The organism is uncultured Wocania sp. (assembly GCF_964021735.1).
Taxonomy (GTDB): domain Bacteria; phylum Bacteroidota; class Bacteroidia; order Flavobacteriales; family Flavobacteriaceae; genus Wocania_A.
On sequence record NZ_CAXIBN010000073.1, the window covers coordinates 1 to 15,644 of the forward strand.

17 protein-coding genes are annotated in these 15,644 nt (G+C 30.2%); 12 read left to right on the plus strand and 5 right to left on the minus strand.

Going from position 1 to position 15,644, the window contains the following annotated elements:
* On the plus strand, nucleotides 1-846 hold an 846-nt coding region (locus tag AADI82_RS08150), incomplete at its 5' end, for a methylmalonyl-CoA mutase family protein (RefSeq protein ID WP_341215950.1).
* 185 nt (nucleotides 847-1,031) lie between these two features.
* Nucleotides 1,032-1,937, plus strand: a complete 906-nt coding sequence (locus AADI82_RS08155; RefSeq protein ID WP_341215951.1) for a TIGR01777 family oxidoreductase — start codon at nucleotides 1,032-1,034, stop codon at nucleotides 1,935-1,937.
* A 445-nt stretch (nucleotides 1,938-2,382) separates the two neighbouring features.
* Here the strand turns inward: AADI82_RS08155 and AADI82_RS08160 are convergent, their stop codons facing one another.
* Nucleotides 2,383-2,820, minus strand: a complete 438-nt coding sequence (locus AADI82_RS08160; RefSeq protein ID WP_341215952.1) for a hypothetical protein — start codon at nucleotides 2,818-2,820, stop codon at nucleotides 2,383-2,385.
* A 149-nt stretch (nucleotides 2,821-2,969) separates the two neighbouring features.
* Between AADI82_RS08160 and AADI82_RS08165 the strand changes: the two genes are divergently transcribed.
* From AADI82_RS08165 to AADI82_RS08180, 4 genes are all read left to right on the plus strand, one after another.
* Nucleotides 2,970-3,902 carry a peptidylprolyl isomerase gene (locus AADI82_RS08165; RefSeq protein ID WP_341215953.1) on the plus strand — a complete coding sequence of 311 codons (933 nt, stop codon included), beginning with the start codon at nucleotides 2,970-2,972 and terminating at the stop codon, nucleotides 3,900-3,902.
* Nucleotides 3,903-4,069: 167 nt separating this feature from the next.
* Nucleotides 4,070-4,492, plus strand: a complete 423-nt coding sequence (locus AADI82_RS08170; RefSeq protein WP_341215954.1) for a hypothetical protein — start codon at nucleotides 4,070-4,072, stop codon at nucleotides 4,490-4,492.
* A gap of 21 nt (nucleotides 4,493-4,513) precedes the next feature.
* Nucleotides 4,514-5,059: a YfiT family bacillithiol transferase gene (locus AADI82_RS08175; protein ID WP_341215955.1), complete on the plus strand. Its 546-nt coding sequence runs from the start codon at nucleotides 4,514-4,516 to the stop codon at nucleotides 5,057-5,059.
* Nucleotides 5,050-5,550, plus strand: coding sequence for an N-acetyltransferase family protein (locus AADI82_RS08180; protein WP_341215956.1), 501 nt, complete (start codon nucleotides 5,050-5,052; stop codon nucleotides 5,548-5,550). The genes AADI82_RS08175 and AADI82_RS08180 overlap by 10 nt, the downstream gene beginning before the upstream one ends.
* Here the strand turns inward: AADI82_RS08180 and AADI82_RS08185 are convergent.
* Nucleotides 5,547-6,104, minus strand: a complete 558-nt coding sequence (locus AADI82_RS08185; protein WP_341215957.1) for a thioredoxin family protein — start codon at nucleotides 6,102-6,104, stop codon at nucleotides 5,547-5,549. The genes AADI82_RS08180 and AADI82_RS08185 overlap by 4 nt on opposite strands.
* Nucleotides 6,105-6,151: 47 nt before the next feature.
* Between AADI82_RS08185 and AADI82_RS08190 the strand changes: the two genes are divergently transcribed.
* From AADI82_RS08190 to AADI82_RS08200, 3 genes are read left to right on the plus strand one after another with little or no spacing between them, the layout of a single operon-like run.
* Nucleotides 6,152-6,487, plus strand: coding sequence for a tRNA-binding protein (locus tag AADI82_RS08190; RefSeq protein ID WP_341215958.1), 336 nt, complete (start codon nucleotides 6,152-6,154; stop codon nucleotides 6,485-6,487).
* A 3-nt stretch (nucleotides 6,488-6,490) separates the two neighbouring features.
* On the plus strand, nucleotides 6,491-7,399 hold the full coding sequence (locus AADI82_RS08195; protein ID WP_341215959.1) for a bile acid:sodium symporter family protein: 909 nt from the start codon (nucleotides 6,491-6,493) through the stop codon (nucleotides 7,397-7,399).
* Nucleotides 7,400-7,443: 44 nt separating this feature from the next.
* A complete protein-coding gene (locus AADI82_RS08200) occupies nucleotides 7,444-8,427 on the plus strand; it encodes a lysophospholipid acyltransferase family protein (RefSeq protein ID WP_341215960.1) in 984 nt (327 codons plus the stop codon).
* Here AADI82_RS08200 and AADI82_RS08205 read toward each other — a convergent pair.
* The 3 genes from AADI82_RS08205 to AADI82_RS08215 all read right to left on the minus strand — a co-directional run bounded on the left by AADI82_RS08205 (nucleotide 8,422) and on the right by AADI82_RS08215 (nucleotide 13,399).
* A complete protein-coding gene (locus tag AADI82_RS08205; RefSeq protein WP_341215961.1) occupies nucleotides 8,422-10,929 on the minus strand; it encodes a M14 family metallopeptidase in 2,508 nt (835 codons plus the stop codon). The two genes, AADI82_RS08200 and AADI82_RS08205, sit on opposite strands and share 6 nt — an antisense overlap.
* Nucleotides 10,930-11,007: 78 nt before the next feature.
* Entirely contained in the window at nucleotides 11,008-11,391 is a 384-nt protein-coding gene (locus AADI82_RS08210) for a PUR family DNA/RNA-binding protein (protein WP_034041040.1), read from the minus strand.
* Between the two features lie 250 nt (nucleotides 11,392-11,641).
* Entirely contained in the window at nucleotides 11,642-13,399 is a 1,758-nt protein-coding gene (locus AADI82_RS08215; RefSeq protein ID WP_341215962.1) for an ABC transporter ATP-binding protein, read from the minus strand.
* A 235-nt stretch (nucleotides 13,400-13,634) separates the two neighbouring features.
* Between AADI82_RS08215 and nusB the strand changes: the two genes are divergently transcribed.
* From nusB to yajC, 3 genes are all read left to right on the plus strand, one after another.
* A complete protein-coding gene (nusB, locus tag AADI82_RS08220; protein ID WP_341215963.1) occupies nucleotides 13,635-14,582 on the plus strand; it encodes a transcription antitermination factor NusB in 948 nt (315 codons plus the stop codon).
* 82 nt (nucleotides 14,583-14,664) lie between these two features.
* Nucleotides 14,665-15,147, plus strand: a complete 483-nt coding sequence (locus AADI82_RS08225) for a DUF1573 domain-containing protein (RefSeq protein WP_341215964.1) — start codon at nucleotides 14,665-14,667, stop codon at nucleotides 15,145-15,147.
* Nucleotides 15,148-15,162: 15 nt separating this feature from the next.
* Nucleotides 15,163-15,453: a preprotein translocase subunit YajC gene (gene yajC / locus AADI82_RS08230; protein WP_034041037.1), complete on the plus strand. Its 291-nt coding sequence runs from the start codon at nucleotides 15,163-15,165 to the stop codon at nucleotides 15,451-15,453.
* The last annotated feature ends 191 nt before the right edge of the window (nucleotides 15,454-15,644 follow it).

Below are 15,644 nucleotides of genomic sequence, written 5' to 3' on the forward strand. Positions count from 1 at the left end.
ATGGACATCAATAAATTTGGTCCAAACTTATCGTTCTTTTTCTCTAACGGAATCGATCCAGAATATGCTGTTATTGGTCGTGTAGCGCGAAAAATTTGGGCTAAAGCCATGAAACATAAATATGGAGCAAATGCCAGAGCGCAAATGCTAAAATATCATATTCAAACATCCGGACGTAGCTTACATGCTCAGGAAATTGACTTTAATGATATTCGTACCACATTACAAGCTTTATATGCTATTTACGATAATTGTAATTCGTTGCATACCAATGCTTATGATGAAGCCATTACTACACCGACTGAAGAAAGTGTTCGTCGTGCCATGGCAATTCAATTAATCATTAATAAAGAATTAGGGTTGGCTAAAAACGAAAATCCAATTCAAGGCTCATTCATTATTGAAGAATTAACCGATTTAGTAGAAGAAGCTGTATTATTAGAATTTGATAGAATTACCGAACGCGGTGGTGTTTTAGGAGCCATGGAAACCATGTATCAACGTAGTAAAATACAAGAGGAAAGTTTGTATTATGAAACGTTGAAACATAACGGAGATTTTCCAATTATTGGTGTAAATACGTTTTTAAGCTCTAAAGGATCTCCAACGGTTATTCCTAAGGAGGTTATTCGCGCAACTGAAGACGAAAAACAATTTCAAATAAAAACATTAGAAAATCTACATAAGTCAAATGATACAAAGGCCTTGTTAAAAGATCTTCAGATAAAAGCTGTTAATAATGAAAACATCTTTGAAGCTTTAATGGATGTCTGTAAAGTGTGTTCTTTAGGTGAAATTACTTCAGCCTTATTTGAGGTAGGTGGACAATATCGAAGAAATATGTAAGCAGGATTCCAATTTAGTAGAGCAAAGGGATTACTAAATTGTAAATATCACTTATGCTTTATGTACAGTCTAAGGGCTCAACGTGACAATGGATTAAAAGTTAAAACCCCGTTAAATCTGTTAAACCAAATATAAATGTTTAGTTATTAGAACTTACATTTTGTAACTTTATGTAAAAAGGAATTATGCGCATTTTAATAACTGGAGCAACGGGATTGATAGGGCAGGAGATTGTTAAACTTTGCCATGAAAAGGGTATTGCTGTAAATTACTTAACTACAAGTAAATCTAAAATTAAACAAGAAAAAGATTACCAAGGTTTTTATTGGAGTCCTAAAACACAAGATATTGATGTAAGTTGTTTTAGTGAAGTTGATGCTATTATACATTTAGCGGGGGCAACAGTTTCAAAACGCTGGAAACCAGATTATAGAGAAAAAATTATTTCTAGTAGAATTGATGGCACAAAATTATTAATTAATGCCTTAAAAGGCGAAACACATAATATAAAACAAGTGGTTTCAGCAAGTGCTATTGGTGTTTATCCAGATTCTTTAATTCATTATTACGACGAAACTTTTAATGATTTTGATGATTCGTTTTTAAGTAACGTTGTGCAAAAATGGGAGTATGCCGTTGATGGCTTTTCAAAATTAAATATTATCGTTTCTAAAGTTAGAATTGGTTTGGTGTTATCAAATAAAGGCGGTGCTTTACAAGAAATGGTAAAACCTATAAAGTTTGGTTTGGGTGCTGCTTTTGGTAATGGTAATCAATGGCAGTCGTGGATACATATTAGCGATTTAGCACGAGTGTTTTTATACGTTTTAGAAAACAAACTAAGTGGTGTTTATAATGGTGTTGCACCAAACCCAGTTACCAATTTAGAGCTAACAAAAACCATTGCTAAAGTATTGGGTAAACCTTTGTTTTTACCAAATATCCCCAAGTTTTTTATGAAATTGGTTTTAGGTGATATGCACACTTTGTTATTTGATAGCCAACGAGTGAGTTCTAAAAAAATTGAAGATAAAGGCTTTCAGTTTGAAGCGCATCATTTACAATCTGCTTTAGAGGATTTGTTGGCATAGAAATAATTTTTTAGAGTTTCGTTTAACGGCAGTCTGTCTAATGACTTTCTGCGATTTTTAAATTTTAGACAAAAAAATATTCTTTAGTTTTAAAATTGTATTTGAAACTGAAAATCTGTTTTCCCTTTTAGAAAAGCTTCAAATAGGTTTAAAATTGAGTTTATATACCATAGATATGACCTTTTTTGAGTTCATAAAATACTATTTTATTGGTCTTAAGGATGTCCCATTCTTCTTTAATTATAAGTAATAAATTAGAATATAGTAAGTTTTTTGTTGTTATCCTGTAAAGATAATTTTTTCATTACATTATCTAAAAGGACTTTTTGTCTGTTATGATTTTTTAGTAGTTTAAGTATATAAAAAGCTGTGTTTCATACCCATCATTCGCGAAAACGAATCTTGTTTATATCAAATAAAATTTATAGAAAGGGTATTAACTAACTTATTGTGTGTTAAATATAATCTCCTGCTTTTTTGCAGATAACTTTAAAGACTTAATAATAGTTTTATCAAATTTTTCAACAGCTTCTTTTTCTATTTGAAAATCTATTCTAGTTATAAACCTGTTTGATACATTAGAATGGTCTGATTCGAATTCATCCATATCCGATTTTAAATCCAAATCAAAATTTTCGCCTTTAATATTAAGACTAGCTCCTTTTATGGTTTTAATTTTAAAAGTACCCACTATTATTGTAATTATGTAGTGGTAACCACCAAGCTCTTTAGTACTAGCATATAATACGTTTTTTTCTGATATAGCAAATACGTCATCATTAATAGAGTTAATAATATCTTCGGTATGGTTATCGACGTGTGTGCGTTCCATAGCACGAATGTTTCCAAAAGCGGCTAAAATTTTATTAACAGAAAACTTCATAGAAAATGATTTTGGTAAAACTAGGATTATAAATATAAAGCACAAAGCTAAAATCGTAAATCATTTTATGCAAAATACATTTCATCATTATACTTAAGTATTAAGTTGTGTTTGTTTCATATATTTGCAACTTCAAATAAAAAAACAAAATGCAAGACGGATTATACGCAAAATTTAACACAACAAAAGGAGAAATTCTTGTTGCTTTAGAATATAAAAAAACTCCAGGAACAGTAGGTAACTTTGTTGCTTTAGCTGAAGGAAATATAGAGAATTCGGTAAAACCACAAGGTACACCATATTATGATGGTTTAAAATTCCATAGAGTAATTCCAGATTTTATGATTCAAGGTGGTTGCCCACAAGGTTCAGGTTCTGGTAACCCTGGTTATAAATTTGATGATGAGTTTCATCCAGATTTAAAACACGATGCGCCAGGTGTATTATCTATGGCAAATGCTGGCCCAGGAACTAATGGCAGTCAGTTTTTTATAACACACATAGAAACACCTTGGTTAGATAATAATCATACTGTTTTTGGTAAAGTAGAACACGGTCAAGAAGTTGTTGATGCCATTGTACAAGGTGATGTTATTGAAAGTTTAGAGATTGTTAGAGTTGGTGCTGATGCCGAAGCTTATAATGCTATTGAAGCCTTTAGAACATTTGAAGGTTCAAGAGAAAAAAAAATAGCAGAAGCTAAAGCTTTAGCTAATGCCGAATTAGATAAAATAGCTGCTGGTTTTAATAAAACTGATAGTGGTTTACGTTACCAAATCATTCAAGAAGGTAAAGGCGCAAAAGCAGAAAAAGGCAAAACAGTATCTGTGCACTATAAAGGTCAGTTAGCTGATGGAACAGTGTTTGATTCTTCATACAAACGTAATCAACCACTAGAATTTCCTGTTGGAGTTGGTCAAGTTATTGCTGGTTGGGACGAAGGTATCTGTTTGTTAAACGTTGGAGATAAAGCACGCTTAGTAATTCCAAGCGATTTAGGATACGGTAGTAGAGGAGCAGGCGGAGTAATTCCACCAGATGCTACATTAATTTTCGATGTGGAATTAATGGATGTAAAGTAGGTAGAGAGGGTAATATTTTAAGGTTTAAAATTTACTCATCTAAAAAAATAATAAATTTAAAAAAGCACTCACTCGGGTGCTTTTTTGTTTTTGGTTATTTCAGCTAATTATTTTTTTGTTCATCGATTATATTTCTTATTAAATTGATGTAAATATATGTTTACATAATGATTAGTTTAAAAGAAACCAATTTATATTCAGAAGTTATAAAAGAATTTATATACCCATTTGGAAATATATTTATATTTAATGGATTTGTAGTTTCTGAAATTAACCAAGGACAAATTATCAATTGGAATAATCAAGCTAAAATAATAGTTGACGATGTATCAGACTTCTTAGGTACTAATGGAGAAGATATTATTTATATTTCTAATCGTATAAATTCTTATTCTGTTGTAGCTATAGATTGGCTTAAATTTTTTAATCTGCAATACTCTTTAAAAGCTTATTGTATAGTGTCTGAAAATAAGATTGGAATTTTAAACTCAATGATAGAAAAGCTATTCTTCACTAAAAGAATTAAGCACTTTAATAATTTATTTGAAGCTGTAAATTTTGTAAAAAAAGGCGTAATTGAAATTGCTTAATTATTATTTATATTTGTTCTTATGACAGAGCAAGATTTAGATAAGCTAAAGTACCCAATTGGTCATTTCGATTGTCCAAATACTATTTCAAAAGCACATATTGAAAGTTGGATTTCAATTTTAGAACACTTCCCAAATCGTTTAGAAAACCTTGTTACTAATTTATCAGATAAACAATTAGATACTCAATACAGACCAGAAGGATGGACTGTTAGGCAAGTAATCCACCATGTGTCCGATAGTCATCATCATAGCTATACACGTTTCAAATGGACTTTAACCGAAGGCAAACCAATTATAAAAGCATATTACGAAGCGCGTTGGGCAGAACTTGAAGATTCTAAATTTGCACCAATTGAAATGTCAATAAATCATTTAAAAGCCATTCATTTTAAACTCGTTTTTTTGTTAAAATCATTGCATGATGATGATTTAAAAAAGTGTTTTATCCACCCTGAAACGAATACTGAAGTTTCGTTGAAAAAAAACGTTGGTGTTTATGCTTGGCATAGTAACCATCATTACGCGCACATTGAGAATTTGTTAAAACGAAATAATTGGGTTTAATTTTTATGATTAGACCATTTCACATAAAAGATACCCAAGCACTTTTAGATATTTATAATTACTATGTTTTAAATACAACTGCGACATTTGATATTGAACCATTATCGCATCAAGTTTTTAAGGATAAATTGATTTATATAAATGATGAATATCCGTTTATTGTCTATGAAGAAAATGATAAGATTTTAGGATATGCTTACGGAAGCAGATTCAGACCCAAACCAGCCTATAATTATGTAGTAGAATCTACAGTGTATGTAAAGCATGATGCTCACGGGAAACAAATTGGAACTAAACTATATGCCGAATTATTAAGGTTACTAAAAGAAAGAAATTTACATACCGTTTTAGGGGTTCTTACTATACCAAATGAAGCTAGCGTAAAACTTCATGAAAGATTTGGTTTTGAGCAAGTAGCTAATTTAAAAGAAGTTGGTTTAAAATTTGGTAAATGGCAACATATTGGTATTTGGCAATTAAAACTCACTTAATTTTTCCACTTAATATTACAGCCAATACTAGGTTTTTGTGTTTGTGTGTTTTCTTTTTTTTCAAGTAAACAATCTAACGCATACCTTAAATCGTTGCCAGAAACAAGTATTCCATTTCCAGGTCGCGAGTCGTCCAATTGCCCTCTATAATTCAATTTTAAATTAGCGTCAAACACATAAATATCTGGTGTGCAAGCAGCATCATAAGCTTTAGCTATCTCTTGAGTCTCATCATATAAATAAGGAAATGGGTAATTTTCAGTTTTGGCATGAATAGTCATGTTTTCTGGAGAATCTTGCGGATAATTAACCGCATCGTTGCTAGATATTGCAATAAACGAAATGCCTTTTTCTGCGTAAGCGTTTGCTATGGAAACCACCTCAGAATTTACATGAATTACAAACGGACAATGGTTGCAGATAAACATAATTACCGTGGCGTTTTTTCCTTTTAAATTTTGGAGTGATAATATTTTACCTGAAACCGTGTCCAATAAATTAAAATCTGGAGCTATTGTTCCTAACGGAAGCATATTTGAAGGTGTTCGTGCCATTTTAAAAGTTTTTATTCAAAGTTCGGTATAATTTGTATTTTTAAAAAATGAACGAGACTATAACTTTTGAAGACTTTACGAAAGTAGATTTACGGGTTGGTACTATTATAGAGATAAACGATTTTCCTGAAGCGCGATATCCTGCTTACCAACTCACTATAGATTTTGGAGATTTAGGTGTTAAAAAATCTTCAGCACAAATAACAACCTTGTATTCTAAAGAAGATTTATTAAACAGACAAATTATAGCGGTTGTTAATTTCCCTAAAAAGCAAATTGCTAAATTTATGAGTGAGTGTTTGGTTTTAGGTGCTGTAAATGGTAAAGATGTTATGCTTTTAAATCCAGAAGCCAGCGTTAAAAACGGTACGCCAGTTTTATAGCCTATGCAACAACTTGACAATATTCAAATAAATTTTGACACGAATGCCCTTTGGGTTTTAAATGTAGCTCTCGCATTAGTTATGTTTGGTGTTGCGTTAGGAATTTCAATAAACGATTTTAAAAACTTAATCAAGCAACCAAAATTAGTTTTAATTGGTGTTTTATCTCAGTTTGTTTTATTGCCTTTTATTACATTTTTGTTCATACTTCTTATAAAACCACAACCGAGTATTGCTTTAGGAATGATTATGGTTGCTGCTTGCCCTGGCGGAAATGTTTCAAATTTTATGACGAGTTTAGCAAAAGGAAATACAGCATTATCGGTAAGTTTAACGGCATTTACCACCTTTTTAGCAATGGTTATGACGCCTTTTAATTTTCAGTTCTACGGAAACTTATACGAACCAACTGCTGAAATTTTAAAAACCATACAATTAGAGCTTTTTGAGTTAGTAAAATTAGTCTTATTAATTCTTGGTATTCCATTAATTTTAGGCATGTTGCTAAGGTTTAAAAATGAAATACTTGCCAATAAACTCTCTAAAATTTTAAAACCATTATCAATTGTTGTTTTTATCGCCATTGTAATTATTGCATTTTCTAAAAACTTAGAAGTGTTTAATAACTATATTCATCATGTATTATTAATAGGAATAAGCCATAATATATTAGCAATTATTATTGGGTTTTTAGTTGCTAGGGCGTTTAAATTATCATTTAAAAACCAAAAAACATTAGCCATAGAAACTGGTATTCAAAATTCAGGCTTAGGATTATTACTTATTTTTACTTTTTTTGATGGCATTGGCGGTATGGCAATTTTAGCAGCATTTTGGGGTATTTGGCATATCATATCTGGGTTATTATTAGCATGGTACTGGTCTAATAAAAAAGCAAGTTTATCATATTGAAATTTATCTGGTTATATAGCGTACGATTGTATATAAATATTGGCATGTTTTTTTATTTCAAAAAAACAAAAACTTATGGTATTAAAAACGTGTCTAAAAGCAAACCTATTTTATTGCTCAGTAATCATCAAAATGCTTTATTAGATGCTTTATTAATTGCGACTAAATGTGGTAGGTTTTCTTATTTTTTAACTCGAGCTGCAGTTTTTAAAAAGGCTTTAGTAAGTAAAATTTTGAATAGTTTACAAATGCTTCCTGTGTATAGAGTTCGCGATGGTTGGAGCAACATATCAAATAATAATGCCATTTTTGAAACCTGTACAAGTCTTTTAAATAAAAATAAAGCGATTGTTATTTTTCCTGAAGGAAGCCATAATTTAAAACGTACTGTGAGACCTTTAAGTAAAGGTTTTACAAGAATTGTTTTCGATACTTTAGAGAAATACCCTGAAACAGATTTACAATTAATTCCTGTGGGTTTAAATTTTGAAAATGCTGAAAAGTTTCCAGATAGTGTATCAATGTATTTTGGTAAATCTATAAGTGCTAAAGATTTTATCTCAGAAAATAGAAATGAAGATGTTGCAAAATTAAAAGTTAGAGTTCAATCTGAAATCTCAAAATTAACTACGCATATTCCGTCAGATAATTATTATGAAACTATAAAGACTTTAAACAATTTGCAAGTCGATTATTTGAATCCCAAAACTGTAAATGATTGTATTATAAATCATTTTAAAAATTGCAAAACAAATAGAAAACCTAAAATAAAAGGAATTCGATTATTTTTTAAAGGCTTTTTAATTTTAAATATTCTTCTGCCTTATTTACTTTGGAAGTTTATTGTACAACCCAAAATAGATGAAGTTGAGTTTGTATCTACTTTCAGATTTGCTATAGCCATAACTTTAGTCCCTTTTTATATTTTAATTATGGGAATTTCTCTGCTTTTTTTATTCAGTTTTAAACTAGCATTAATTTATGTTATTTCAGTTTTAATAATTTCGCTTTTGGCTGTTAAATTATAATTCTTTTCTAAAGAAAATAGCATTCATTAACAACTTATTTGTGCCATACCAAAACGCTCTAAAATTAGTATTGTCAGTAAACACGACTACTTTGCCTTTACTCAATTTTTTTATTTGAACAGGAACAGTTTTTGATAATATCTCTAAGTTAGGTTTAGAAATATAGCCACTTAAGAGCGGGTTCTTTGTGTATTGAATTGGGTTATTGTAGCTTAAAGAATCGGCTTTTATAAAAACAGTTGTGTTTCTAAATAATGGAATTTTATCATTTTTATACCCAAAATTTATAGGGTGCGATCGATCTAATTTTGCTTCAAAAATAGCGCCACCAATAACCTGTGCGCCATTAAAATCACTTTTTTCTTCGAAGCTTATGTTTTTTGCAGACACATTCGTTTTTTCAAAATCTAACTTAATGAATTCTTTTTCTTTAAGCCATTTTACAGTGTTTCTATATGCAATAATTGTCCCTCCATCTTTCACCCATGCTTTTAGTTTTTTGGTATTAGATTCACTTAATGACCCCATATTCGGAATAACAATAGTATTGTATCTATTTAAATTTGCACGACTAATGGTTTTTGTATCTAGTTTTGTTGCTGTGATATTATAGCGCGTATCAAATAAGTGCCAAATTTCTCCAGCATCATAAGATGTAATACCATCTCCAACTAATAATGCAATTTCTGGTTTTTCTAACGTCTTAAAGTATCTGCTACCTAAATCGATACCCTTTGTTAACCCTGTTTTTACAGCATCAATTTGTATATGACTTTCTTCAGCTAATTTATTTAAAAGGGCATATAAACCAGTACCATTTAGTTTTTGATTTTGTACAGGAATTAAAATCGTACCGTAGTCATAATCTTTATTATTCATGCTAAATTGCTTCAATGCCACTTTAGTACGAATGTTTTTATTTAATAACTGATTCAACAGTTTTGGCGTGTAATATTCATGCCATTCCATTAAATAAGCATAATCACTTTGCTTTGAAACACCACCTATTTTTTGCTGTAAATTAGTGACTTGTTCTCCTAAATTATTTGTTGAAACATTTTCGGCATAATCTACATTAAAAGCTAATGGAAAAGACCATGCAGAAATATCATAAAACAAACTATCTTGAAACGTGGTGCGTTTTTCAAATATGGCATTTATTAAACGTGTGTTTTTCTGATTTTTAGGGATGATATAACTATATCCTTTTTTAAAACGTTTTCCATTTGCTGTAAAATCTTGCTTTATGTTATGAAATTTTATTTTATGACGATTTAGTATTTCTGCTAAATGAAAGGTTTTTGCAGCGTCCTTTTCATCTCCAAAAACAATAGCTTTAGTAGCTTCTTTTATCCCTTCTTGTCTGGCATTTTTGTAGAAATCGTGCTGATATTTTAAAATGTCTTCACGCATATTTTTAGCTGCATTTAAAGTAGATAATGCAGTGGTAAGTTGGTTTTTGATGGTAAATGGAAAGGTTAGAATACCATTGTCGCTTTCTTGTACGTGCCCTCTTGAACTCGCTTGTTCGAACAAAATACCAATACCTCCATTTATATCTGGAAAAGTAGAGCCTTTGCCATAGTAGAAATCATCGTAGCTCTCTTCGGTATAATATAACGAACCAATTTTGTTTAAAGCTTCTGCATGAAAATTGCCAATATTTTTTGTTAATTCTTGATTTAATTTAGGTGTTAAAGGGTGCGTTCTTGATGGAATACCAGGTTGAAAGAAAAATGTAGTATTAGTACCCATTTCATGATGATCGGTTAAAATATTTGGTAACCATTTATGAAACGTTTCAATTCTAGCTCTAGATTCTGGTAATTGTACAGGTAACCAATCACGATTCATGTCAAACCAATAATGATTTGTTCTTGCACCAGGCCAAACCTCACTATATTCTCTGTCATTTGGGTCTGGATTTAAGTTTATGTTTTTATTAGTATTTGCCCAATAAGCAAAACGCTGTAATCCATCTGGATTTAGAGAAGGGTCTAATAATATAACCATATTATCTAACAATTCGTTTATGTAATTGTCTTCTGCTGCAGCTAAATAATAAGCCGCTAATAAACTTGCATTAGAGCCACTAGATTCGTTGCCATGAATTGAAAATCCTTGATAAACCACAATAGGCATATCTTTAGTGTCTGTAGCGTTATTATTTGTTGCTTCGATATGTTTTTTACGAATAGCATCAATATTCTGATGATTCTTTGGCGCAGTAATCGTCAATAATAATAGTGGTCTGTCCTCAAAAGTTTTACCTCTATCTTCTATTGTAATTCTATCCGATGCGTTAGCAAGCGCATACATATATTGCACAAGCTTATCGTGTGTTACGTGCCATTCTCCAACTTGATGACCAATAACGCTTTCTGGTGTTGGGATATTTTGGTTGTAATTGATGTCTTGCGGAAGATAATAGGATAAGTCTGTATGGTTTTGCGAAGCAGTTATTAAAGATGAAAAAAAGAAAATTATTAGAAGTCTATTCATTATGAGTTAGTTAGGTTATAAATATAAAAAAACCGCTACATATAGATGTAACGGTTTTTGTTAATTTTATAGATATTTTTATATATCGTCGAAGTCTATGTCTGTAAAGCTTTCAGGAGTTTTTAATTCATCTTCTGTAACTCGAGGAGTATTATCATACTCTTTTTTAAAGTCTTTTTGATGACGCTCGCTAATTACTTCATCACCTTTTTCTTTGATAATATAGTCAGTCATTTCAGCTAAAATGTCCTTAAACTCAGCAAAGTCTTCTTTGTAAATATATATTTTATGTTTTTTATAATGATAAGATCCATCATCATTAGTAAATTTTTTGCTCTCAGTAATGGTAAGATAATAATCTTCTGCTTTTGTTGCTCTTACATCAAAAAAATAGGTGCGTCTTCCAGCTCTTAGTACTTTAGAAAAAATCTCCTCTTTCTCCATCATATCATTATTATTCATAGTTATTAGAAATTTGTTAAATTATCTATTATTTGTATCAAAAATCTAAAAAAATCGCATATTAACCAACAAATAATGAGTTTTCTTTTTTAAATGTAAATATTTGTTGTGTTTAATTGAATAATAAAACAATGTATCTATTTAAAATTCAGATAGTTTGCTCGATAATCGAGGTTTAAATACACAGAGGCTTGTCTCGAAATCAAAATTAGTTTCTTACAAATACTTCGTGCGTTTCTGCCGAGACAGTTTATTTAGAGTCTGTTTCGCTTAATTGTTTTAAGTACAAATCTTTATAATAACCTTCTACATTAATTAGTGAGTCATGATTACCTTTTTGTACAATTTCGCCATCTTCTAGCACAATAATTTTATCAGCATTTTTAGCAGATGATACTCTGTGACTTACAATAATAGTCGTTTTTCCTTTTGATAATTTGTTTAAATTTTTGAGTATTTTCTCTTCAGTCTCAGTGTCAACAGCAGATAAACAATCATCAAACAATAAAATTTTTGGTGACTTAATAATGGCTCGCGCAATGGAGACACGCTGTTTTTGTCCGCCAGAAAGTGTAATACCTCGCTCACCTAAAACGGTGTTGTATCCTTCATTAAATTTTAGAATATTTTTGTGTACTTGCGCATTTTTTGCAGCTTCAATAACATCATTATCTGTGGCATCCTCTTTACCAAATCTTATATTATTTTTAATAGAATCTGAAAATAAGAAGGCATCTTGTGGTACATAACCAATACTGTTTCTTAAATCGGTAAGGTTTAGCTGACTTATTTCTGTATCGTTTATAGTTATTGAGCCAGCATCAATATCATAAAGTCTACCTACTAAATCTAAAATAGTAGATTTTCCAGAACCTGTCTTACCTAAAATAGCAAGTGTTTCACCAGCTTTAATATTAAAACTTACATTTTTTAAAGCTTGAATATTGGTGTCATCATAAGTGAAAAATACGTTGTTAAAAGCAATATCCCCAGTAATTTCAGTATGATTATTAACAGTATTCTTTATTTCTGGTTCAATTTTTAAAAACTCATTAATACGTTTTTGAGAGGCTTCGGCTTGTTGCACAATAGAGGTTACCCAACCCACAGTAGCTACTGGCCATGTAAGCATATTTACGTAAATAATAAACTCTGCAATAGTACCTAAACTTTCAATTTCACCATTTATATATTGCATACCGCCAATATAAATTACCAATAAATTACTAGCCCCAATAAGTAAAATCATCATCGGGAAAAACAACGCTTGCACTTTGGCTAAACTAATTTGTTTCTCTTTACTAGTTGCCGAAAGCATTTCAAAATTTGTTGCAGTTAAAGGTTCTATTCCATAGGCTTTTATAACTGAAATGCCACTAAAAGATTCTTGGGTATAGGTTGAAAGTTTCGATAAATATTCTTGAACAATGGTACTGCGTTTGTGTATTTCTCGGCTTAGTTTATATATAGCAACAGAAAGTATTGGTAATGGAGCAATAGTAAATAAAGCTAATTTAGGGGCAGCATTAAACATGTAAATTAAAACAATTACAAAAAGTGTAATAGTATTAATACTATACATTAATGCAGGACCAGCATACATACGTACACGACCTACATCTTCACTTATTCGATTCATCAAATCACCAGTTCTATTTTTTTTATAGAAGTTTAAAGAGAGCTTTTGGTATTGTGCGTAAATTTCATTTTTTAAATCGTATTCGATATACCTCGACACATTTATTATGGTTTGACGCATAAAAAATGTAAGTATTCCGGCTACTATGGCAGCTCCAATAATATAAAGAATAGCCTCTGTTAATTCGGTTTTAAAAACGTCTTTTGTAATTATGTTGTCTGAATACCTTTCTATTGTAACAAAAATTTTCTTGACGTAACGTGGTGTAAAAAGCAAAAATATTCTGGCTACTACAGTAATAACACTGCCTATTAAAAGGTGTGTTTTGTATTTTAAAAAGTATTTGTTTAAATGCTGAAGTTCCTTCATTTATAAATCTAATCGTTGCTTTAATAGGTGTAAAGGCAAATGTAATTTGGATAAACAAAGATAATGGATTAAAACCATTAATTGATTTTACTTTATTAGTAGAACTGTTAAAAATAGTCTAAATATTATTGCGATAATTAGTTTGAAATAAGAAGTGTTATTTTTAAAATAGTATTATTTTTGCAGCACGAAATAACACTATAATTTTCGTTTTTTTAATTTAAAGTTCTTTGTAATGATGCTAAACAGAAGACATATTCGTGTAAAAGTAATGCAAACTATGTATGCTTTTAAAGGAGGAGAAAGTGACGATTTTAGTAAAGACCAGAAATTTTTACTGTTTAGTATAGATAATATGTACAACCTGTACCTTTTATTAATGTCGTTGCTTCTTGAAGTACAAAAAAGAGCTGAAAACGATTTACAAAAAAAACAAAAAAAACATTTAGCGACTAAAGAAGACAAAGATCCTAATCGAAAATTTGTTAACAATCAAGTGTTGCAAATACTTAAAAGCAATTTGCCATTAAAAAATCAACTTGAAAGTTATAAAATAACCAATTGGAATTTAGATAGCGAGTATGTAGATATTATATTTAAAGCTATCATTTCTAGCGATTTGTATAAAGATTATATGCAAACTAAAGTGTCTGATTTTAAAGAAGACAAAGATTTTGTAGTCGATATTTTTAAAGAGATTATTGCTCCAAACGAGAAACTTTATGATTATATGGAAGATAAAAATCTAACATGGTTAGACGATCTTCCAACAGTAAACACTACTATTTTAAAGTTATTACGAAAAGTTAAAACAACATCAAACGAAAATCATTTTACACCTAATTTGTATAAAGATGTTGAGGATAAACAATTTGCAATTGATTTGTTTAAAAAAACACTGTTAAATAAAACAGCGATAAACAAAGAAATTGAACTTAAAACCCAGAATTGGGATGCCGATCGTATTGCAAATGTAGATTATGTATTGCTTCAAATGGCTATTTGCGAGCTCCAAAATTTTTCTTCAATTCCTGTAAAAGTAACTATTAACGAATATTTAGAAATTGCTAAAGAATATTCAACACCAAAAAGCAGCATTTTTATAAACGGTATTTTAGATAAGTTGGTAAAAGAATATGCTACCGATGGAAAATTCAATAAAATAGGTCGTGGCTTAATATAATAATCTGTTAAGAGTATAATAAAAGTTTTTAATCGATTAAATAATTGCTATTTTTACATCCCAAATGATAAAAACATTTAAAATGAAAAAAGTAATATTAGGATTAAGCACATTATGCTTAATTACATTTACATCATGTAAAGAAGAAAATGCAGCAAAAAAAATAGAAGAAAGTAATTTGGCAGCTGCAGCAAAAAGAGACGCAGTATCTTCAAAATTTCCAAAATTAGAGTTTGATAAAAAAGAACACGATTTTGGTGAAATTGAAGCCAAAACACAAGTAGAAACGGTGTTTAAGTATAAAAACACAGGAGATGCACCATTAGTTATTACAGATATTAAAAGTTCTTGCGGCTGTACGGTTCCTAAAGATTGGAGTAGAGAGCCATTAGCCTCTGGAGAATCTGGACAGTTTACTGTAAAGTTTAATGGAAGCGGACAAAACAAAGTAACAAAAACAGTAACAGTAACAGCAAATACGGAAAAAGGAACAGAAGTTGTAAAAATTTCAGCTTTTGTAAAACCAGATCCAAACGCTAAACCAGCTGTAAAACCAGCACAATAAATAACAAATTAATTAATGGGAGATTTAGGACAATTTATGCCGTTTGTATTAATGTTTGTGGTCATATACTTTTTTATGATTGCACCACAAATGAAACGTGCTAAAAAAGAAAAAAAGTTTGCAGCCGAATTAAAACGCGGTGATAAAGTAGTTACTAAAAGTGGTATGCACGGTAAAGTTTTAGAGCTTAATGATAAGGATAATAGCTGTGTTATTGAAACTATGTCTGGTAAAATAAAGTTTGAGCGTTCTGCTATTTCTATGGAAATGAGTAGTAAATTAAACGCGCCAGCAACAGTTAAATAAATAATACATTTTTTAATTATATATAAAAGCTTCCTATTTGGAAGCTTTTTTTGTTTTTATCATTTGGTTCGTTATTCCGATAGAGCGAGAAACGAGTGACGAGAAATTTCTTAGTTATTAAATTTTTCTTTATAGTTCGTTAATAACATTTCTCTTTTAAAATCAGCAATTTTTGTATTTATCGTTTAAAC